This window comes from Kitasatospora sp. NPDC058184, assembly GCF_042883725.1.
Taxonomy (GTDB): domain Bacteria; phylum Actinomycetota; class Actinomycetes; order Streptomycetales; family Streptomycetaceae; genus Kitasatospora.
Window position 1 is genome coordinate 7747 of record NZ_JBHVVE010000009.1, and the last position, 24052, is coordinate 31798.

1 protein-coding gene is annotated in these 24052 nt (G+C 75.2%); it reads left to right on the forward strand.

Features of this window, described 5'->3' with window-relative positions:
* The first annotated feature begins 97 nt into the window (after nt 1-97).
* On the forward strand, nt 98-24049 hold the full coding sequence (locus tag ACFVXH_RS18665; protein ID WP_387825014.1) for a non-ribosomal peptide synthase/polyketide synthase: 23952 nt from the start codon (nt 98-100) through the stop codon (nt 24047-24049).
* The last annotated feature ends 3 nt before the right edge of the window (nt 24050-24052 follow it).

Below are 24052 nucleotides of genomic sequence, written 5' to 3' on the forward strand. Positions count from 1 at the left end.
CGGCAGCCGACAGCCGTCCGCCGACCGTGTGACACCGCTGCGGTCGGCACGCCCCGGCGAGCCCTCACGCCTGCCCACCTTCCTGGAGGTACCTCCCATGTCCCGTCGCGACGGCGACTCCCTTCCGCTGACCGCGGCCCAGCGCGAGATCTGGCTCGCCGAGCAACGGGCTCGCACCGCGATCCCGGCCTACCGGATCGGCGAGTACCTGGAGGTCCACGGGCCGGTCGACCCGGACCTGGTGGAGACCGCGCTGCGCCGGGTGGTCGACGAGGTCGACGCCCTGCACGTGGGCTTCGTCGAGGACGGGGACGGCCCGCGGCAGGTCGTCCGGGAGCACACGCGGTGGAAGCCCGCGCGGGTCGACCTCAGCGCGGAGGCCTCGCCGCTGACGGCGGCGCGGGAGTGGATGGACCGGGACCGGCTCCGGCCGCTGGACCTCGCCCGTGACCCGCTTTTCAGCTTCGCGCTGATCACGCTGGCGCCGGACCGATTCGCCTTCTACCAGAGCTACCACCACCTGGTGATGGACGGGTTCGGGTACGCCCTCGTCGGACGCCGGGTGGCGCAGGTGTACACGGCGTTGGTCGAGGGGAAGCAGGTGCCGCCGTCCCCGTTCGGCTCGCTGGAGGAGCTGGTCGCCAGCGACGGGGCGTACCGCGAATCGGAGCAGTACACCGCCGACCGTGCCTACTGGACCGGGCGGTTCGCCGACCGGCCTGCGCCGACCCGGCTGTCGGACCGCCTGCCGGGCGGCCCGTCCGCCCGGTTCCGGCGCACGCCGCCGACCGGACCGCTGCGGCCCGAGGCGCTTCGCGCCGCGGTCGAGCGGACGGGTGCCCGTTGGTCCCGCGTCGTGATCGCGGCGACCGCACTGTACGCGCACCGGCTGACCGGGGCCCGGGACCTCGTGCTCGGCCTGCCGGTCACCGGCCGGGCGGGCGACACGGCGCTGGCGGCGACGCCCGGTGCGGTGTCGAACCTGGTGCCGCTGCGACTGTCGGTGCGACCCGACCTCCCGTGGTTGGAGCTGGTCGAGCAGGTGGACCGGGAGGTCGCCGCCGCGCTGGCGCACCAGCGGTACCGCAGCGAGGACCTGCTCCGGGAACTCGGGCAGCCCGGCACCATCGAGACGGCGTTCCCGCTGATCGTCAACATCATGTCCTTCGGCTCCGAGCCGAGCTTCGCCGGGCGTCCCGCCACGGTGTACGCCCCCCTGGGCACCTCCGCCAACGACCTGGCGATCTGGGCCGTGGGCGGGCGCGACGAGTCCGGTCCGCGCATCGAGCTCGGGGCCTACGCGGAGGTGTACCCGGCGGACGAACTGCTCGCCCACCAGCAGCGGCTGCTCGCCCTGCTGGACACCCTCGCGGACTGCGACCCGCAGGAGCCGGTCGGCCGGATCGACCTGCTCGCGGCCGGGGAGCGCGAGGAACTGGCGGCCCTCGGCACCGGACCGGCGGCGGACGCCCCGGCCACCGCCCTGCCCGAGCTGTTCCGGGCCCAGGTGCGCGCGACCCCGGACGCGGTCGCGGTGGTGTGCGGCGCCGAATCGCTGACCTACGCCGAACTCGACGCCCGGGCCGACCGGTTGGCGCACGCCCTGATCGCCCGGGGAGCCGGGCCCGAGCGGCTGGTGGCGCTGGCGCTGCCGCGCTCGGCGGAGCTGGTGGTCGCGGTCCTGGCCGTCCTGAAGACCGGGGCCGCCCACCTCCCGGTCGACCCGGACCACCCGGCCGCCCGGATCGCGTACGTGCTCGACGACGCCCGGCCGGTGCTGCTGGTCACCGATGCCCGTACCCGGGACCGGCTGGGCCCGGACCTCCCGGTCCGGCCGCTGCTGCTGGACGAGCTCGGGCCGGCCGACGGACAGACGAGCGACGGACCGACGGCCGACCCGGCCGCACCTGTCGACCCGCGCCACCCCGTGCACGTCGTCCACACCTCCGGCTCCACCGGCCGCCCCAAGGGCGTGGTGGCGACGTACGGAGGCCTGGCGGACCTCTTCGCCGGCCAGTGGCGGACGCTCTTCGCACCGCTGCTCGGGGAGCGGGCGAGGGTCGCGCTGACCACCTCGGTCTCCTTCGACGCCGCCTGGGACCAGCTGTTCTGCCTCTTCGCCGGACACGAGCTGCACGTCCTCGACCGGGAGACCTGGACCGACCCGGACGCCTTCGTCGAGTACGCCGTGCGGCACCGCGTCGACCTCGTCAACGCCACCCCGTCCTACCTGCAAGTCCTCCTCGACCACGGCCTGTTGAGCGACCAGCGGCACCGCCCGGCGGTGGTCGTGGCGGGCGGCGAGGCCGTCCCGGCGCCGCTGTGGCGGGAGCTGCGCGACACCGACGGGGTGACCTGCGTCAACTACTACGGGCCCACCGAGTGCACCGTCGACTCGGCCTTCGCGCCGCTGGCGTCGAGCCCGCGCCCGGTGATCGGCCGGCCGGTCGCCGGAGCCCGGCTGCACGTCCTGGACGCCGCGCTGCGGCCGGTGCCGCCCGGCACGACCGGTGAGCTGTACGTCGCCGGTACCGGCGTCGCCCGCGGCTACCTGGGCCGACCGGCCCTGACCGCCGGGCGGTTCGTCGCCGATCCGTACGGGCCCGCCGGAACGCGCATGTACCGCACCGGCGACCTGGTGCGGTGGGACGCCGCCGGGCAGCTGGAGTTCCTCGGCCGGGCCGACGACCAGGTCAAGATCCGGGGCTTCCGGGTCGAGCCCGGCGAGATCGAGGCCGCGCTCACCGCCCACCCCGGGATCGAGCGGGCGGCCGTCGTGCCGCACACCGACGGGGACGCCCGGTTGGTCGCCTACCTGGTACCGGCCGCCGGGGCGTCGGTCGGGCCGGAGGAACTCCGCGCCCACCTGCGCGAACGGCTGCCCGAGCACCTGGTGCCGGCCGCCTTCGTATGCCTGGACGCCCTGCCGCTGACCCCCACCGGCAAGCTCGACCGCCAGGCGCTCCCGGCCCCCGACCGGAACCCGGCCGGCCCCGGCCGGGCCCCGCGCACCGCGGCCGAGCAGGTGCTCGCCGGCCTCTTCGCCGCCGTCCTCGGCGTGCCCGGGGTCGGCGCGGACGACAGCTTCTTCGACCTCGGCGGGCACTCGCTGCTGGCCACCCGGCTGATCGCCAGGGCCCGCTCGGTGCTCGGGGTCGAGCTGGTCCTGGCCGACCTGTTCGACACGCCGACCGTCGCGGGCCTGGCCGCCGCCGTGGAACGGGCCGGCCGGGCCCGGCCCGCACTGGCGCGGCGCGAGCGGCCCGACACGGTGCCGCTCTCCTTCGCGCAGCGCCGACTCTGGTTCCTGCACGGCATGGAGGGCCCCGGCGCCACCTACAACGTGCCGCTCGCGCTGCGGCTGTCGGGCGGCCTGGACCGGCGGGCCCTGGAAGCCGCCCTCGCCGACCTGGTCGAGCGGCACGAGAGCCTGCGGACCGTCTTCCCCGTCGTCGACGGCGAGCCCTGCCAGCGGGTGCTGGACGCCGACGCGGCCCGGCCCCGGCTGCGCGTCACCGCGGTCGGCCCGGACGGACTGCCGGAGCGGCTGGCCGAGGCGGCCCGGCACGGCTTCGACCTGGCGGCCGAACCCCCGCTGCGGGCCGAGCTGTTCGAGCAGGGCGCGGACGAGCACGCCCTCCTGCTGGTGGTGCACCACATCGCCGGGGACGGCTGGTCGATGGGCCCGCTGGCCCGGGACCTGACCACCGCGTACGCGGCCCGGTCGGCGGGCCGGGAGCCGGACTGGGCGCGGCTGCCCGTCCAGTACGCCGACTACACCCTCTGGCAGCGGGAGCTGCTCGGCGAGGAGAGCGATCCGGACAGCCTCCAGCACCGGCAGCTCGCCTACTGGTCGGACCGGCTCGCGGGACTCCCCGAGCAGATCGAGCTGCCCTTCGACCGGCCCAGGCCGGCCGCGATGTCCTTCCGGGGAGCGCACCTGCCGCTCCGGATCGACGCCGAACTGCACCAGGGCCTGCGCGCGCTCGCCCGGGACGGCGGCGCCAGCCTGTTCATGGTGCTCCAGGCCGGGCTGGCCGCCCTGCTCGGCAAGCTCGGCGCCGGCACCGACCTGCCGATCGGCACCCCGATCGCCGGCCGCACCGACGAGGCCGTGGACGACCTGGTCGGCTTCTTCGTCAACACCCTGGTGCTGCGCACCGACCTCTCCGGCGACCCGTCCTTCACCGAGCTGCTGGGCCGGGTCCGGGCCGGCGCGCTCGCCGCGTACGCCCACCAGGACCTGCCGTTCGAGCACCTGGTGGAGGCGGTCAACCCGACCCGGTCGCTGGCCCACCACCCGCTGTTCCAGACCATGCTCGCGCTGCAGAACGCGCCCACCGGCGCCTTCGAGCTGCCCGAACTGCGCGTGACCACCGACCTGGTCGGCACCGGCACGGCCAAGTGCGACCTGACCTTCATCCTGACCGAACGGCCCGGCGAGGACGGCCTGTCGGGCGTGCTGGAGTACAGCACCGACCTGTTCGACGAGGCCACCGCGGCGGACCTGGTCCGGCGCTGGCTGCGACTGCTCCGGGCGGTGACCGCCGACCCGGGGCGCCGGATCGGCCGGATCGACGTGCTGTCGGAGCAGGAGCTTCGCGAGCTGCTGCCGGCCGGTGAACCCGAGCGCGCCCCGGAGCGCACCGTCACCGCGCTCGTCGAGGAGCGGGTGCGGGCGAACCCGGACGCGGTCGCCGTGGTGTGCGGTGAGGCCGCGCTGACGTACGGCGAGCTCAACGCCCGGGCCAACCGGCTCGCCCACGCGCTGATCGACCGGGGCGTGGGCCCGGAGCAGCTCGTCGCGCTGGCCCTGCCGCGCTCGGCCGAGCTGGTGGTCGCCGTCCTCGCCGTCCTCAAGTCCGGCGCCGCGTACCTGCCGGTGGACCCGGAGTACCCGGCGGCCCGGATCTCTTACCTGCTCCAGGACGCCGCCCCGGCCGTGCTGGTGACGACCGGCGGGATCGGCGAGCTGCCCGGCGCGGAGTCCGTGGACCGGTTCCTGCTGGACACCGCGGACCTCGACGGGCTGCCGGACACGGACCCCGCCGTCGCCGTCGACCCCGGCCACCCGGCGTACGTCATCTACACCTCCGGCTCCACCGGCAACCCCAAGGGCGTCGTGGTGCCGCACGCCAACGTGGTCCGGCTGTTCGGCACCACCCGCGAGCTGTTCGGCTTCTCCGCCGAGGACGTCTGGACGCTCTTCCACTCCTACGCCTTCGACTTCTCCGTCTGGGAGCTGTGGGGCCCGCTGCTGCACGGCGGCCGCCTGGTGGTCGTGGACTACGCGACCAGCCGCTCGCCCGGCCGCTTCCTGGAGCTCCTCGCCCGCGAGCGGGTGACGGTGCTCAACCAGACGCCGTCCGCCTTCTACCAGCTGATGCAGGCGGACGCCGAGCAGCCGCGTGAACTCGCCCTGCGGACCGTGGTGTTCGGCGGCGAGGCGCTGGAGCCCGCCCGGCTGGCGGCCTGGTACGAACGGCACCAGGACGACGCGCCGCGGCTGGTCAACATGTACGGCATCACCGAGACCACCGTGCACGTCACCCACGCCGCGCTCGACCGGTCGCTCGCGACCGCGGGAGCGGCCAGCGTGGTCGGCACGGCCATCCCGGACCTGCGCGCGTACGTCCTGGACGCCCACCTGCGCCCGGTGCCCCCGGGCGTGGCCGGCGAGCTGTACGTGGCGGGAGCCGGGCTGGCCCGCGGCTACCTGAACCGGCCGGGGCTGACCGCCGGGCGGTTCGTCGCCGACCCGTACGGGCCGTCGGGCAGCCGGATGTACCGCAGCGGCGACGTGGTGCGCCGGGCCGCCGACGGCAGCCTGAGCTTCGTCGGCCGGGCGGACGACCAGGTCAAGGTCCGGGGCTTCCGGATCGAACTCGGCGAGATCGAGGCGGCGCTGGCCGCGCACCCCGGCGTCGGCCAGGTCGCCGTCCTCGCCCGGCAGGACCGCGCCGACGACACCCGGCTGGTCGCCTACCTGGTGCCGGCCGCCGAGACGGCCCCGCGCTCGGCCGAGCTGCGCGCGTACCTGGGCGAGCGGCTGCCGGAGCACATGGTGCCCTCGGCCTTCGTCGTCCTGGACGCGCTGCCGCTGACCACCAACGGCAAGCTGGACCGCCGGGCGCTGCCCGCGCCGGAGTTCGCCACGGCGGGCGCCGGCCGCGCCCCGCGCACCCCGCAGGAGCAGATCCTCTGCGAACTGTTCGCCGAGGTCCTCGGGGTGGCCGAGGCCGGTGTGGAGGACGGCTTCTTCGACCTCGGCGGGCACTCGCTGCTGGCCACCCGGCTGGCCGCCCGGGTCCGTGCGACCCTCGGGGTCGAACTGGAGCTGCGCACCCTGTTCGAGGCCCCGACCCCGGCCACGCTGGCCGCCGCCCTCGCGGGCGCCCGCCGGGCCCAGCTGGCCCTGGCGCCGTACCAGCGGCCGGCACGGACCCCGCTCTCCTTCGCCCAGCGCCGGCTCTGGTTCCTGCACCAGCTGGAGGGCGCCAGCGCCAACTACAACATCCCGCTGGCCTGGCGGCTGTCCGGACCGCTCGACCGCGAGGCGCTGGCGGCGGCGCTGGCGGACGTGGTGGCCCGGCACGAGGGCCTGCGCACGCTCTTCCCGGCAGTGGACGGCGTGCCGCACCAGCGGGTGCTGGACGCGGTGGCGGCCCGCCCCCGGCTGCACCTGAGCCGGACCACCGAGGCGGAGCTGGACGGCGTCCTGGCCGCGGCGCTGGCCTGCCGGTTCGACCTGGAGACGGACCTGCCGCTGCACACCGAGCTGTTCGAACTGGCGCCGGACGAGCACGTCCTGCTGCTGGTGGTGCACCACATCGCGGGCGACGGCTGGTCGCTCGGCCCGCTCGCGCGGAACCTGACCGCCGCCTACGCGGCCCGCCGCCGAGGCGAGGAGCCCGCCTGGGAGCCACTGGCCGTCCAGTACGCGGACTACACGCTCTGGCAGCACGAGCTGCTCGGCGACGCCGCCGACCGGGACAGCCTGTTCGCCCGGCAGGCGGACTACTGGACCCGGCAGCTGGCCGGCCTGCCGGAGCAGATCCAGCTGCCCACCGACCGGCCCCGACCGGCCGTCGCCTCGCACCGGGGCGCCTTCGTCCGCACCGGGCTGGACGCCGAGCTGCACCGCGGCCTGCGCGAACTCGCCCGCACCCACGGCACCAGCCTGTTCATGGTGCTCCAGGCCGGCCTCTCCGCGCTGCTCACCAAGCTGGGCGCGGGCGAGGACGTCCCCGTCGGCAGCCTGATCGCCGGCCGCACCGACCAGGCGCTGGACGACCTGGTCGGGTTCTTCGTCAACACCCTGGTGCTGCGCACCGACACCGGCGGCGACCCGACCTTCACCGAGCTGCTCGGCCGGGTCCGGGACACCGCGCTGGCCGGCTACGCCCACCAGGAACTGCCCTTCGAGTACCTGGTCGAGGCCCTCAACCCGGCCCGCTCGCTCTCCCACCACCCGCTGTTCCAGGTCATGCTGGTGCTCCAGAACGCCCCGCGGGCCGACTTCACCCCGCCCGGGCTGGAGACCGGCGAGGTCAAACTGACCACCACCACCTCCAAGCTCGACCTGATCCTCTCGATGTCCGAGCGGCACTCCGAGGACGGCGCCCCGGAGGGGATCGACGGGTTCGTCGAGTACGCCTGCGACCTGTACGACCGGGCCACCGTCGAGACGATGATCGAGCGGTGGGTGCGGCTGCTCACCGCCGCCGTCGCCGACCCCGGACGACGGCTCAGCCGGATCGACCTGCGCTCCGCCGAGGAGCGCCGGGCGGCCCTGCCGCCCGTCGATGCCACTTGCGCCCCGACCGGCACGCTCCCGGAACTCTTCCGGGCCCGGGCGGCGGCACAGCCCGACGCGGTCGCCGTCGTCGACGGCCCGACCACGCTCACCTACGGCGAACTCGACGCCCGCGCCAACCGGCTGGCCCACGCACTGATCGCCCGGGGCATCGGGCCGGAGGACCTGGTCGCCCTGGCGCTACCGCGCTCCGCCGAGCTGGTGGTCGCCGTCCTGGCCGTCCTCAAGTCCGGCGCCGCCTACCTGCCGATCGACCCGGACTACCCCGCCGCCCGGATCGCGTACCTGCTCACCGACGCCCGGCCCGCGCTGCTGCTCACCACCGGCGAGGTCGACCTGCCCGACACCGACGGCCCCGACCGGCTGCTGCTCGACGCCGGGGAACCGGCCGGGCTGCCGGAGCACGACCCGGGCGTGGCCGTCGACCCCCGGAACGCGGCGTACGTCATCTACACCTCCGGCTCCACCGGCAGGCCCAAGGGCGTGGTGGTGCCGCACGCCAACGTGGTGCGGCTGTTCGTCGCCACCCGGCACTGGTTCGGCTTCTCCGCCGAGGACGTCTGGACGCTCTTCCACTCCTACGCCTTCGACTTCTCCGTCTGGGAGCTGTGGGGCCCGCTGCTGCACGGCGGCCGGCTGGTGGTGGTGCGGTTCGAGGACAGCCGCTCGCCCGAGCGCTTCCTGCGGCTGCTGGCCGACGAGCGGGTGACGGTGCTCAACCAGACGCCCTCCGCCTTCTACCAGCTGATGCGGGCCGACCGCGACGAGCCGGAGACCGGACGGCGGCTCGCGCTGCGCACCGTGGTCTTCGGCGGCGAGGCCCTGGAGCACGCCCGGCTGGCGAGCTGGTACGAGCGGCACCCGGAGGACGCGCCGCGCCTGGTCAACATGTACGGCATCACCGAGACCACGGTGCACGTCACCTACGCGGCACTGGACGCGGAACGCGCCGCCGACACCGCCGGCGTCATCGGCACCGAGCTCCCGGACCTGCGCGGCCACGTGCTGGACCGCTACCTGCAACCGGTGCCGCCCGGCGTGGTGGGCGAGCTGTACGTCGCGGGCGCCGGCCCGGCCCGCGGCTACCTGAACCGGCCCGGCCTGACCGCCGGGCGGTTCGTCGCCGACCCGTACGGGCCCGCCGGTACGCGCATGTACCGCACCGGCGACCTGGTGCGGCGGCGGACGGACGGATCGCTGGAGTACGCGGGCCGGGCCGACGACCAGGTGAAGGTGCGCGGCTTCCGGATCGAACTCGGCGAGATCGAGGCGGCCTTGGCGGAGCACCCGCAGGTCCGCGAGGTCGCCGTGCTCGCCCGGCGGGACCGGGCCGACGACACCCGGCTGGTCGCCTACCTGGTGCCGGAGGCCGGCGCCGCGGCCGAGCCGGAGGAACTCCGCGCCCGGCTGCGGGAGCGGCTGCCGGACTACATGGTGCCGGCCGCCTTCGTCGCCCTGGAGACGCTGCCGCTGACCGTCAACGGCAAGCTCGACCGACGCGCCCTCCCCGAGCCGGAGTTCGCCGGGGCCCGGGCCGGCCGGGAGGCGCGGACCCCGCAGGAACAGGTCCTCGCCGGGCTGTTCGGCGAGGTGCTGGGCGTGACCGGGGTCGGGGCCGGCGACGACTTCTTCGAGCTCGGCGGACACTCCCTGCTCGCCACCCGGCTGGTCGCCCGCGTGCGCGCGACCCTCGGCGTGGAACTGGAGCTGCGCAGCCTGTTCGAGACCCCGACGGTGGCCGGGCTGGCCGCCGGCCTGGGCGGCGCCGACCGGGCACGGCTCGCGCTGGGCCGCTCGGAGCGACCCGGGCGCATCCCGTTGTCGTACGCCCAGCGGCGGCTGTGGTTCGTCGACCAGCTGGAGGGGGCCGGCGCGATGTACCACATCCCGCTGGCCTGGCGCCTGACCGGCGACCTGGACCCGGACGCGCTGCGGACGGCGCTCGGCGACGTCGTCGCCCGCCACGAGAGCCTGCGGACGGCCTTCCCCCAGGTCGACGGGGTGCCGTACCAGCTGGTCCTGGACGCCGGGGCGGCCCGGCCGCTCCTGCCCGTCACACCCGTCGACGAGCCGGGCCTGGCCGCGGCGCTGACCGAGGCCGTGGGGCGCGGGTTCGACCTGGCCGCCGAAGCACCCGTGCGCGCCGAGCTGTTCCAGCTCGCGCCGGACGAGCACGTCCTGCTGGTGGTGATCCACCACATCGCGGGCGACGCCTGGTCACTGGGCCTGGTGTCCGCCGACCTGTCCACCGCGTACGCGGCGCGGCTGCGCGGCGAGGAACCGCGCTGGACGGACCTGCCGGTGCAGTACGCCGACTACACCCTGTGGCACGACCGGCTGCTCGGGGACCGGAGCGACCCCGGGAGCCTGTTCGCCCGTCAGGCGGACTACTGGACCGGGCAGCTGGCCGGCCTGCCGGAGCAGATCAGGCTGCCCGCCGACCGCCCTCGCCCCACGGCGCTCTCCAGCCGGGGCGGACACCTCGCCGTCGAACTGGACGCCGACCTGCACGACGCGCTCCTCCGGCTCGGCCGGGAGCGCGGGGCCAGCCTGTTCATGGTGCTCCAGGCCGGCCTCTCCGCGCTGCTCACCAAGCTGGGCGCGGGCGAGGACATCCCGATCGGCAGCCTGATCGCGGGCCGGACCGACGAGGCGCTGGACGAGCTGGTCGGCTTCTTCGTCAACACGCTGGTGCTGCGCACCGACACCTCGGGCGACCCGAGCTTCGCCGAACTGCTCGGCCGGGTCCGGGACACCGCGCTGGCCGGCTACGCCCACCAGGAACTGCCCTTCGAGTACCTGGTCGAGGCCCTCAACCCGGCCCGGTCGCTCGCCCGCCAGCCGCTGTTCCAGACCCTGCTCGCGCTGCAGAACGCCCCGCGGTCCGCCTTCGACCTGCCCGGCCTCAGCTCCGAGATCCTGCTGGTGCAGTCCCCGACCGCGATGTTCGACCTCTCGTTCCACCTGGTGGAGCGCGGCGGCACCGGCGGGGCGTCCGCGGGGATCACCGGCCACGTCGAGTACGCCACCGACCTGTTCGACCGGGCCACGGTGGAGGCGCTGGTCGCCCGCTGGCTGCGGCTGCTCACCGCGGCGGCGGCCGAGCCGGACCGGCCGCTGAGCCGGATCGACGTCCTCACCGCCGAGGAACGGCACGAACTGCTGGTCGCGTGCAACGACACCGCCCGCCCGGCGCCCGTCGAGAGCCTGCCCGCGCTGTTCGAGTCCTGGGCCCGGGCCACCCCGGAGGCCGAGGCGGTGGTGTTCGAGGAGACCGTGCTCACGTACGGCGAGCTGAACGCCCGGGCCAACCGGCTGGCGCACGCGCTGATCGCGAGGGGAGTGGGGCCGGAGCGGACCGTCGCCCTGCGGCTGCCGCGCTCGGCGGAGCTGGTGGTCGCCGTCCTCGCGGTCCTCAAGACGGGCGCGGCGTACCTGCCGGTCGACCCGGACTACCCGGCCGCCCGCATCGCGTACATGCTGGAGGACGCCCGGCCGGCCGTCGTGCTCGACGACCCCGCGGCCGTCGACGCGCCCGCGACGTTCCCGGACACCGACCCGTCGGTGCCGGCGGACCCCGGGCACCCGGCGTACGTCATCTACACGTCCGGCTCGACCGGGCGGCCCAAGGGCGTGGTGATGCCGTCCGGCGCCCTGGCGAACCTGCTGCACTGGCACCACGGGGCCGTTGGCGGCGAACCGGGCACCCGCACCGCCCAGTTCACCGCGCTGAGCTTCGACGTCTCGGTGCAGGAGATGCTCTCCGCGCTGCTGTACGGCAAGACCCTGGTGGTGCCGACGGAGGAGCAGCGCCGCAGCGCCGAACTCCTGGCCGGCTGGCTGGAACGGCACCGGGTGGCGGAGCTCTTCGCCCCCAACCTGGTGGTCGAGGCCCTCGCGGAGGCGGCCGAGGAACACGGGCGGGACCTGCCGGACCTGTGGCTGATCGCGCAGGCGGGCGAGGCGATGCGGCTCGGCGGCGGACTGCGGCGCCTCCAGACCCGCGGGCCCGGCCGGGTGCTGCACAACCACTACGGCCCCGCCGAGACCCATGTGATCACCGCCTTCGCGCTGCCGGCCGACCCCGCCGACTGCCCGCTGCCGGTGCCGATCGGCCGTCCGATCGCCAACTGCCGTGTCTACGTGCTGGATTCGGCCCTACGGCCGGTCGCTCCCGGCGTCACAGGAGAGCTGTACCTGGCCGGGGCCGGGCTGGCCCGGGGCTACCTGAACCGGCCGGGGCTGACGGCGGGCCGGTTCGTGGCCTGCCCGTTCGGCCCCTCCGGGAGCCGGATGTACCGCACCGGAGACCTGGTCCGCCGGCGCGCCGACGGCGAGCTGGAGTTCGCCGGCCGCGCGGACCACCAGGTGAAGGTGCGCGGCTTCCGGGTCGAACCCGGCGAGATCGAGGCCGAGCTGGCCGCGCACCCGGGCGTCGCCCAGGTCGCGGTGCTCGCCCGGGAGGACCGGCCGGGTGACACCAGGATCGTCGCGTACGTGGTGCCCCCGGCCGGGGCCGGGACCACGGCACCGGCGCTGGCGGCGTACCTGCGCGAGCGGGTGCCCGACCACCTGGTGCCGTCGGCCTTCGTCCTGCTGGAGGCGTTGCCGCTGACGCCGAATGGGAAGCTGGACCGGGCCGCGCTGCCGGCACCGGAGGTGGAGCCGACCGGGGGCGGCCGGGCGCCGCGCACGCCGCAGGAGCAGATCCTGTGCGAGCTGTTCGCCGAGGTGCTGGGCCTGGCCCGGGTCGGGGTCGACGAGGACTTCTTCGACCTCGGCGGGCACTCCCTGCTGGCCACCCGCCTCGTCTCCCGGGTCCGGGCGACGCTCGGCGTCGAACTGGAGCTGCGGCGCCTGTTCCGGACCCCGACACCCGCCGGGCTCGCGGCCGGGCTGCACGACGCCGCCGGCGCACGGCAGGCGCTGGTGCCCAGGCCGCGCCGGGAGGAACCGCTGCCGCTCTCCTTCGCCCAGCGCCGGCTCTGGTTCCTGCACCAGTTCGGGGCACCCAGCGCGACGTACCAAATGCCGCTGGCGCTGCGGCTCTCCGGCCGCCTCGACCGGGAGGCGCTGGGGGCGGCGCTGACGGACGTGGTGGCCCGGCACGAGAGCCTGCGCACGGTGTTCCCGCACACCGCCGGAATCCCGCACCAGCGGGTGCTGAGCGCCGCCGAGGCCGTGATCCGGATTCCGGAGTGCCGGGCGGGCGAGGCGGACCTGCCGGAGCTGCTGCGCGAGGCGGCGGTCCGCGGCTTCGACCTGACGGCGGACCTGCCCGTCCGGGCAGAGCTGTTCACGCTCGCCCCGGACGACCACGTCCTGCTGGTCGTCCTGCACCACATCGCCGGTGACGGCTGGTCCATGAGCCCGCTCTCGCGCGACCTCGCGACCGCGTACGCCGCGCGTCGGCGGGGCGGAGCGCCGGGCTGGGCACCGCTGCCGGTGAGCTACGCGGACTACACCGCCTGGCAGCACGAGATCCTCGGCGACGAGTCCGACGCGGACAGCGTGTTCGCCCGCCAGGTCGGGTACTGGGCCGAGGCCCTCGCCGGGCTGCCCGAGCAGCTCCCACTGCCCGCCGACCGGCCCCGGCCGGCGGCCATGACCTACGGCGGCGGGCTGCTGGACGTCCGGCTGGACGCCGAACTGCACACCGCCCTGGCAGCATTGGCGCGGCGCTCCGGGACCAGCCTGTTCATGGTGCTGCAGGCCGGTCTGGCGGCGCTGTACACGCGGCTGGGTGCGGGCACGGACATCCCGATCGGCTCGCCGGTCGCGGGGCGGACCGACGAGGCGCTGGACGAGCTGGTCGGGTTCTTCGTCAACGCGCTGGTGCTGCGGACGGACACGAGCGGCGACCCGAGCTTCCTCGAACTGCTCGGCCGGGTAAGGGAGACGGCGCTCGCCGCCTACGCGCACCAGGACGTGCCGTTCGAGCACCTGGTGGAGGTGCTGAACCCGGCGCGGTCGATGTCGCTCCACCCGCTGTTCCAGACCGTACTGGCCCTGCAGAACGCGCCGGGCGGCGACTTCGAACTGCCCGGGCTGACGGTCACCGGGGTGCCGGTGCCGACCGGGACCTCGCGGGTCGACCTGACCTTCGGCCTCGCGGAGAACCGCGGGTCCGACGGCGCGCCGGCCGGGCTGACCGGTGCGGTGGAGTACAGCACCGACCTGTTCGATCGGCGGACGGTCGAGGACCTGGTCGCCCGCTGGACCAGGCTGCTGGCCTCGGTGGCCGCCGCGCCCGAGCGGCCGATCGGCGCGGTCGACCTGCTGTCGGCCGAGGAGCGGCGCGAGCTGCTGCCCGCCGTCAAGGGCGGGGCGGCCGGAGTGAGCCTGCCCTCGCTGTTCGCGGCGCGGGTGGCGGCGATGCCGGAGGCGGTCGCGCTGGTGTTTGGTGGTGTGGAGCTGACGTATCGTCAATTGAACTCCCGGGCCAACCGCTTCGCGCACGCGCTGGTCGCCCGGGGGGTGGGCCCTGAGCAGCTGGTGGCAATGGCGTTGCCGCGCTCGGTGGAGTCGGTGGTGGCCGTCCTGGGTGTGCTGAAGGCGGGGGCGGCGTATCTGCCGGTGGATCCGGCGTATCCGGCGGAGCGGATCGCGTTCATGCTGAAGGACGCCCGTCCCGTGCTGGTGGTGGACGATCCGGCGCTGGTGGCCGAGGGGGAGCAGCCGGACACGGATCCCGACCTCGTGCCCGACGTCCGGAATCCGGCGTACGTGATCTACACCTCGGGTTCGACCGGCCGCCCCAAGGGTGTTGTGGTGAGCCACGCCGGGGTGGCGGGCCTGGCGGCGGCGCAGGTCGAGCGGCTCGGCCTGGAGCCGGGCAGCCGGGTGCTGCAGTTCGCCTCGCCCAGCTTCGACGCCTCGTTCTGGGACCTGTGCGGCGCCCTGCTGACCGGCGCCACCCTCGTGCTCGCTCCGTCCGAGGCTCCACTGGAGGCCCTGACGGACCGCCGGCTTGACGTCACCCATGTGACCCTGCCGCCTTCAGCCCTGGCGGCCGTGGACGGTGCCGAGGTCACGGTCGGCACCCTGGTGGTGGCGGGGGAGGCGTGCCCGCCGGAGCTGGTGGCGCGCTGGGCGTCGGGGCGGCGGATGATCAACGCGTACGGCCCGACGGAGACGACGGTCTGCGCGACGATGAGCGACCCGCTGGCGCCGGGAGCGGGTGCGCCGCCGATCGGCCGTGCGGTTGCGGGCTTCCGGGTGTACGTGCTGGACGACCGGCTGCGCCTGGTGCCGCCGGGTGTGCAGGGGGAGTTGTACGTCGCCGGCCTGGGTCTGGCCCGGGGTTACCTGGACCGGCCGGGGCTGACGGCCGGGCGGTTCGTGGCCTGCCCGTTCGAGCCGGGCGCCCGGATGTACCGCACCGGAGACCTGGTGCGCCGGCGTGCCGATGGCGAGTTGGAGTACGTCGGCCGCGCGGACGACCAGGTGAAGGTGCGCGGCTTCCGGGTGGAGCCCGGCGAGGTCGAGGCGGCGTTGGCCGGGCACCCCGCCGTCGCCCGGGCCGCCGTCCTCGCCCAGGACGACCGGCTCGTCGGCTACGTCGTCCCGCGGCCCGGAGCTTCCGCCCGCCCGGCGGCGTTGGCGTCGTACCTGCGCGAGCGGTTGCCGGACTACCTGGTGCCGTCGGCGTTCGTGCCGCTGGAGGCGTTGCCGTTGACGCCGAACGGGAAGCTGGACCGGGCCGCGCTGCCCGTTCCGGAAGCGGAGGCGGAGACGGCTGGGGGCGGCCGGGCGCCGCGCACCCCGCAGGAGCAGATCCTGTGCGAGCTGTTCGCCGAGGTGCTGGGCCGCTCGCGGGTCGGTGTGGACGAGGACTTCTTCGCCCTGGGCGGGCACTCGCTGCTGGCCACGCGCCTCGTCTCCCGGGTGCGTTCGGCCCTGGGAGCCGAAGTGGGACTGCGCGCGCTCTTCGAGGCGCCGACGGTGGCCGGGCTCGCGGCCCGGCTCACCGAGGCCGACCGGGCCCGGCCGACGCTGACCGCACGGGAGCGACCGGAGGCGGTGCCGCTGTCCTTCGCCCAGCGCCGACTGTGGTTTCTGCACCGGATGGACGGGGCCGCCGCGGCGTACCACATCCCGTTGGCGCTCCGGCTGAGCGGAGCGCTGGACGTCACGGCGCTGGACGAGGCGCTGGCCGAGGTGGTGGCCCGGCACGAGAGTCTGCGGACGGTGTTCCCGGAGCTCGACGGAGTCCCGTGCCAGCGGATCCTCGGCCCCGACGAGGCCCGGCCCCGGGTGCGGGTCACCGAGGCCGAGGAGGACGGGCTGCCGGAGCGGCTCGCCCGGGCGGCCCGGCTCCCGTTCGACCTGGCGGCGCAACCGCCGCTGCGCGCCGAGCTGTTCGGCCTCGCACCGGACGAGCACGTGCTGCTGCTGGTCGTGCACCACATCGCCGGGGACGGCTGGTCCACCGGCCCGCTGGCCCGCGACCTCGCCGAGGCCTACGCCGCCAGGTGTGGCGGCCGGGCCTCTGACAGGGGCGCCCTGCCGGTGCAGTACGCCGACTACACCCTCTGGCAGCGTGAGCTGCTCGGCGACCCGGCGCACCCGGGCAGCCGCTTCGCCGAACAACTCCGCTACTGGATGGAGCAGTTGGACGGCCTCCCGGAACAGGTGCCGCTGCCCGTGGACCGGCCGCGGCCGGCCGTCGCCGACTACCGGGGCGACACCCTCGGCCTCGACCTGACCGCCGAACTGCACGCCGGTCTGGCCGCGTTGGCGCGGCGTTCCGGGACCAGTCTGTTCATGGTGCTGCAGGCGGCGCTGGCGGCGCTGTACACGCGGCTGGGCGCGGGCACGGACATCCCGATCGGCTCGCCGATCGCGGGCCGGACGGACGAGGCACTGGACGACCTGGTGGGGTTCTTCGTCAACACCCTGGTGCTGCGGACGGACACGAGCGGCGACCCGAGCTTCCTCGAACTGCTGGAGCGGGTGCGGGAGACGGCGCTCGCCGCCTACGCCCACCAGGACGTGCCGTTCGAGCACCTGGTCGAGGTGCTGAACCCGTCCCGCTCGCTCTCCCACCACCCGCTGTTCCAGACGATCCTCGCCGTACAGAACGCTCCGATGGGGGAGTTCACGCTGCCCGGCCTCCAGGTGTCCGCCCGCGCCGTGCCGACCGGGACCGCCAAGTTCGACCTCGGCTTCAACCTGAGCGAGCGCTTCGGCCCCGACGGCGGCCCGGCCGGGATCACCGGCGTGGTCGAGTACGCCACGGAGCTGTTCGACCGGGGCACGGTCGCCGCCCTCGCCCGGCGCTGGACGCTCCTGCTGGAGGCGGCCGTCGCCGATCCGGACCGGCCGATCGGCGCGATCGACCTCCTGGAGACGGCGGAGCGGCGCAAGCTGCTGGAGCGCGGCAACGCGACCGCCCGTGAGGTGGCCGCTGTTCCGGTGCCGCAGGCGTTTGCGGCGCAGGTGGCCGTGACGCCGGATGCGCTCGCCCTGGTGGGCGATGGTGTTGAACTGACGTACCGTCAACTGAATGCCCGGGCCAATCGTTTCGCGCATGCGCTGGTTGCCCGTGGGGTGGGGCCGGAGCGGTTGGTGGCGGTGGCGCTGCCGCGCTCGGTGGAAGCGGTGGTGGCCGTCCTGGGTGTGCTGAAGGCGGGGGCGGCCTATCTGCCGGTGGATCCGGCGTATCCGGCGGAGCGGATCGACTTCATGCTGGCGGACGCCAAGCCGGTGCTGGTGGTCGACGACCCCGCCGTGGTGGCCGGGGGCGACTGGCCGGACACCGATCCGGAGGTCGTCCTGGATGTCCGGAATCCGGCGTACGTGATCTACACCTCGGGTTCGACCGGCCGTCCCAAGGGTGTCGTGGTGAGCCACGCCGGTGTGGCGAGCCTGGTCGCGGCACAGATCGAGCGGTTCGCGATCGAACCCGGGAGCAGGGTGCTGCAGTTCGCCTCGCCGAGCTTCGACGCCTCGGTGTCGGAGATCTACACCGCCCTGCTGCGTGGTGCGGCCCTGGTGCTGCCTCCGGCGGGGGACCCGGTCGCCGCGCTGGCCGACCCGGGCCTGGCGGTCACCCATGTGACCGTGCCGCCGTCCGTCCTGGCGGCCGTGCCGGAGGGTTCGGTGGCGGTGTCGACGCTGGTGGTGGCGGGTGAGGCGTGCCCGCCGGAGCTGGTGGCGCGCTGGGCGCCGGGCCGGCGGATGATCAACGCGTACGGTCCGACGGAGACGACGGTGTGCGCGACCATGAGCGACCCGCTGACGGCGGGAGCGGGCGTGCCGCCGATCGGTCGGCCGATCGCCAACGCGCGGGTGTACGTGCTGGACGACCGGCTGCGGCCGGTGCCGCCCGGCGTGCCCGGCGAGCTGTACGTCGCGGGTGCGGGCCTGGCGCGAGGGTACCTGGACCGCCCGGGGCTGACGGCGGGCCGGTTCGTGGCCTGCCCGTTCGAGCCGGGGGAGCGGATGTACCGCACCGGCGACGTGGTGCGCCGGCGTGCCAACGGCGAGTTGGAGTTCGTCGGTCGGGCCGACGAGCAGGTGAAGGTGCGCGGCTTCCGGGTCGAGCCCGGCGAGGTCGAGGCGGCCCTGGCCGCACACCCCGCCGTCGCGCAGTCGGCGGTCCTGGCCCGGGACGACCGGCTCATCGGCTACGTCGTCCCGCGCCAGGACGCCGGCCGCGACAGCGGCGTCGAGGCGGACCACGTGGGTGAGTGGCGCGACATCTACGACGCCCTGCCCATCTCAACCGCAGAGGCGGCCTTCGGGCAGAACTTCGTCGGCTGGAACAGCAGTTACGACGCCAGCCCGATCCCGGTCGAGCAGATGCGGGAGTGGCGGGACGCCACGGTGGCCCGCATCCTGGCCCTGCGCCCCCGCCGGGTGCTGGAGGTCGGCGTCGGGACCGGTCTGCTGCTCTCGCAGGTCGCACCGCACTGCGAGACGTACTTCGCGACCGACTTCTCCGCCACCGCGATCGACGCGCTGGCCGCCCAGGTCGCCCGGCAGGAGGAGCTGGCCGACCGGGTCGTCCTGCAGACCCGCCCGGCGCACGACACCGACGGGCTCCCGGCCGGGGAGTTCGACACCATCGTGATCAACTCGGTGGTGCAGTACTTCCCGTCCGCCGAGTACCTCGCCGACGTGATCGGGAAGCTGATGGGGTTGCTGGCCCCCGGCGGCGCGCTCTTCGTCGGCGACGTCCGCAATCTGCGGCTGTTGCGCCCCCTGGCCACCGCCGTCCAGCTCCACCGGGCCGCCGACGGTGCCGACCTGCCCGCCGTGCGACGTGCGGTGGAGCAGGCCCTGCTGGTGGAGAAGGAGCTTCTGGTCGACCCGGACTTCTTCACCGCCCTGCGGGAGCACGGCACCGACATCGGCACGGTGGCCGTGGAGGTCAAGCGCGGCCGCCACCACAACGAGCTGACCCGCTACCGCTACGACGTCACCCTGCGCACCCGACCCGCCGCACCGGCGGCGGACGACGCAGCGGACGACGCGGCCGTCGAGCTGCGATGGGGCCGGGACCTGGCCGGCCTGCCGGAGCTGCGTGACCTCATCGGACGGCACGACGGCCGCGCGGTCCGGATCACCGGGGCGCCCAACCGCCGGGTGGCGCACGAGGCGGCCCTGGCGCGGGCCGTGCAGGGCGAGGACCTCCCGCTCGGACGGCTCCTGGACCGGCTGCACGCCCCGCAGGAGGACACGGCACCCGATCCCGAGGACTTCCACGCCCTCGGCGACGAGCTCGGCCGCCCGACGGCCGTCACCTGGTCCGCCGCCGGCCCGGACGCCCTGGACGTGCTCTTCGGCGGCGTCCCCGGTGACGCCCCGGCCGAGGCGTACCGTCCCGTCCGGGGCGCCGGCACGGCGCTGTCCTCGCTCACCAACCGCCCAGCCGGGCGACGCGGTTCCTCAGCCCTGGTCGCCGGACTCCGCGACTGGCTGGGCGCCCGGCTGCCCGACTACCTGGTGCCGTCGGCGTTCGTGGTGCTGGACGCGCTGCCGCTGACCGCCAACGGCAAGCTCGACCGCCGTGCCCTGCCCGCCCCCGACTCGGGGACGGCCGCCGGCGGCCGGGCACCGCGCACGCCGCAGGAGCAGCTGCTCGCCGGACTCTTCGCCGAGGTGCTCGGCCTGCCCGCGGTCGGCGTCGAGGACAGCTTCTTCGACCTCGGCGGGCACTCGCTGCTGGCGACCCGGCTGGCCTCCCGGGTCCGGGCCGTCCTCGGCGCCGAACTGGAGGTCAGGACCCTGTTCGAGCACCCGACCGTGGCCGCGCTGGCGGGCCGCCTCGACGGCTGCGGCACCGAGCGGCCCGCGCTGACCGTCCGCCCGCGCTCCGGCCGGCTCCCGCTGTCCTTCGCCCAGCGCCGTCTCTGGTTCCTGCACCGGATGGACGGGCCGAGCGCCACCTACAACATGCCGCTCGCCCTGCGGCTCTCCGGCCGTCTCGACCGGCAGGCGCTGGCGGCGGCACTGGCGGACGTGGTCGCCCGGCACGAGAGCCTTCGGACCGTGCTGCGGGAGGCGGACGGGGTGCCCCACCAGCAGGTGCTGGGCATGGACGCGGCGCAGCCGCCGCTGCCGGTGGTCGAGCTCGAGGACGGCCGGCTGGCCGAACGGCTCGCGGAGGCGGCCCGGCGCGGCTTCGACCTGGCCGCCGAGCCGCCGATCCGGGCGGAGCTCTACGCGCTCGCGCCGGAGCGGCACGTCCTGCTGGTCGTGGTGCACCACATCGCCGCCGACGGCTGGTCGATGGGCCCGCTCTCCCGGGACCTGGCCACGGCCTACGCGGCCCGCTGCCGGGACGAGGCGCCGCCGTGGTCCCCGCTGCCGGTCCAGTACGCCGACTACACCCTCTGGCAGCGCGACCTGCTCGGCGAGGCGGCCGACCACGGCAGTCTGTTCGCCCGGCAACTCGACTACTGGAAGGAGGAGTTGGCCGGGCTCCCGGACCAGGTCCGACTGCCCGCGGACCGGCCCCGCCCGGCCGGGGCCTCCCAGCACGGCGACCGGGTCGAGGTGCGGCTCGACGCCGACCTGCACCGGGACCTGCGGGACCTGGCGGGTGCGCACGGTGCCAGCCTGTTCATGGTGCTCCAGGCCGGCCTCGCCGCCCTGCTCACCCGGCTCGGCGCCGGCACCGACATCCCGATCGGCAGCCCCATCGCCGGGCGCACCGACCAGGCGCTGGACGACCTCGTCGGGTTCTTCGTCAACACCCTGGTGCTGCGCACCGACACCGGCGGCGACCCCGGCTTCGCCGAACTGCTCGGCCGGGTGCGGCGGAAGGCGCTGGCGGCCTACGCCCACCAGGACGTGCCGTTCGAGTACCTGGTCGAGGCCGTCAACCCCACCCGGTCGCTCTCCCACCACCCGCTGTTCCAGGTCATGCTGGGCCTGCAGAACGCCCCGGCCGGGGAGTTCACCCTGCCGGGCCTGGAGACCGCCCACCTGGAGGCCCCGACCGGCACCGCCCGCGTCGACCTGACCGTCAGCCTGGCCGAGCAGTGCGGCCCGGACGGCAGTCCGGCCGGTGTGCTCGGCGCGGTCGAGTACGCGACCGACCTGTTCGACGCGCCCACCGTGGAGCTGCTGTTCGCCCGCTGGGTGCGGTTGCTGCGGGGCGCCGCCGCCGAGCCGGACACGCCGATCGGCCGGCTCGACCTGCTGTCCGGCGAGGAACGCCGCGACCTGCTGGTCGAGTTCAACCGGACCGACGCCGAGCTGCCCGCGGCCGGCCTGCCGGAGCTGTTCGCCCGCCGGGTGCGGGCCACGCCGGACGCGGTGGCGGTCGTCGCGGGCGGCGCCGAACTGACCTACCGGGAGCTCGACGGGCGAGCCAACCGGCTGGCCCGGGCGCTGATCGCCCAGGGCGTGCGGCCGGAGACCCCGGTCGCGGTGCTGCTGGAGCGCTCGGCGGAGCTCGTCGTCGCGATCCTGGCGGTCGTCAAGGCCGGCGGCACGTACGTCCCGCTCGACCCGCGCTTCCCGTCCTCCCGGATCGACCTGATCGTCCGGGAGACCGGGGCGGCGCTGGTGCTCACCGAGGACGTGCTGACCGCGCTGAGCCGGGCCGGAGCCGACGGTTCCGATCCGGAAGTCGGCTGCGATCCGCGGCAGTTGGCGTACGTGATGTACACCTCCGGCTCCACCGGCCGACCGAAGGGGGTCGGTGTCACCCACCGCGACGTGGCGGCGCTCGCGCTCGCGCCGTGCTGGCGGGAGGGCGGCCACGACCGGGTCCTGCTGCACTCGCCGACCGCCTTCGACGCCTCGACCTACGAGTTCTGGGCGCCCCTGCTCGGCGGCGGCACGGTCGTCGTCGCCCCGCCCGGCCGGCTCGACCTCGACCTGCTCGCAGGAGCGGTCGCCGAGCACGGGGTGACCGGACTCTGGCTGACGGCAGGCCTGTTCCGGCTGGTGGCCGAGGAGCGGCCGCAGCTGCTCGCCGGGGTCCGCGAGGTGTGGACCGGCGGCGACGTGGTGCCGCCGCCGGCCGTCGCCCGGGTGCTGGCGGCCTGCCCGGACACCGTCGTGGTCAACGGCTACGGCCCGACCGAGAGCACCACCTTCGCCGCCCACCACCCGGTCCGCGCGCTTCCGGCGGACGCCGTGAGCGTGCCGATCGGCCGGCCGATGGCGAACATGCGCGCCTACGTGCTGGACGCCGGGCTGCGCCCGGTGCCGGCGGGCGTGGCGGGCGAGCTGTACCTCGCCGGGGTGGGCGTGGCCCGGGGCTACCTAGGCCACGCGGGCCTGACCGCCGAGCGCTTCGTCGCCTGCCCGTTCGAACCGGGCGAGCGCATGTACCGCACGGGAGACCTCGTCCGGTGGCTGCCCGGCGGGGTCCTGGACTTCGCCGGCCGAGCCGACGAGCAGGTCAAGCTGCGCGGCTTCCGGATCGAGCCCGGCGAGGTCGAGGCCGCGCTCGCCGCCTGCCCGGGCGTCGCCCAGGCGGCCGTCGTCGCCCGCGAGGACCGGCCCGGCGACAAGCGCCTGGTCGCCTACCTGGTGTCGGCCGCCGAGGGCGCGCCCGCGCCGGAGGAGCTCGCCCGCCGGCTCGGCCGCGACCTGCCCGAGTACATGGTGCCCTCGGCGTTCGTGCTGCTGGATGCGCTGCCGCTGACCGCCAACGGCAAGCTGGACCGGGCCGCCCTGCCCGCGCCCGAGCTCGGGGCGACGGATGCCGGCCGCAGCCCGCGCACCCCGCAGGAGCAGCTGCTGTGCGGGCTGTTCGCCGAGGTCCTCGGCCGGGAGCGGGTCCACCTCGACGACAGCTTCTTCGACCTGGGCGGGCACTCCCTGCTGGCCGCCCGGCTGGTCTCGCGGGTCCGCGAGACGCTGGGCGTCCCGGTGGGCCTGCGCACCCTGTTCGAGGCGCCGACCGTGGCCGGTCTGACCGGCCGACTGGCCATGGACGACGCCGAGGACGCCTTCGACGTGGTCCTGCCGCTGCGGTCGACGGGCACCCTCCCACCGCTGTTCTGCATCCACCCCGGCGGCGGCATCAGCTGGTCGTACTCCGGGCTGCTGAACCACCTCGGCCCGGAGTACCCGGTGTACGCGATCCAGGCCCGCAGCCTCGCGCACGCCGAGACCCTGCCGGCCTCGTACGAGGAGATGGCGGCCGACTACGCCGACCAGATCCGCAAGGTCCAGCCCGACGGGCCCTACCGGCTGCTCGGCTGGTCCGCCGGCGGGCTGATCGCCCACGCGGTCGCCTGCGAGTTCCAGGCCCGCGGCGAACGCACCGAACTGCTGGCGGCCCTGGACGCCTACCCGGTCAAGGACGTGGTGCTCGACGAGTCCGCGGTGCCCAGCGAGCGGGACGTGCTCGTCGGCATCCTCGACTGCGACCCCGCGGAACTGGGCGAGGGGCCGCTGTCCTACGCCGAGGTCGCCGAGATCCTCCGCCATCGGGGCAGCGCCCTGGCGCACCTGGACGAGCGGCGCATCGAGGCCGTCGTCCGGATCATGATCAACAACGCCGAGCTGGCGGTCACCCACGCCCCCGGCCGCTTCGACGGGGACCTGCTGCTCTTCAACTCCACGATCGACCGCACCGAGGACTCGGCCGGCGCCGGTACCTGGCGGCCGTACGTCACCGGCCGGATCGACTCGCACGACATCACCGCCCGCCACGACCGGATGACCCAGCCGGGCTCACTCGCCCAGATCGGACCGATCGTGGCCGCCCGCCTCGCCGAGCTCGGCGGCGCCACCACCCTTTCCCACCAGGAGGACTGACCC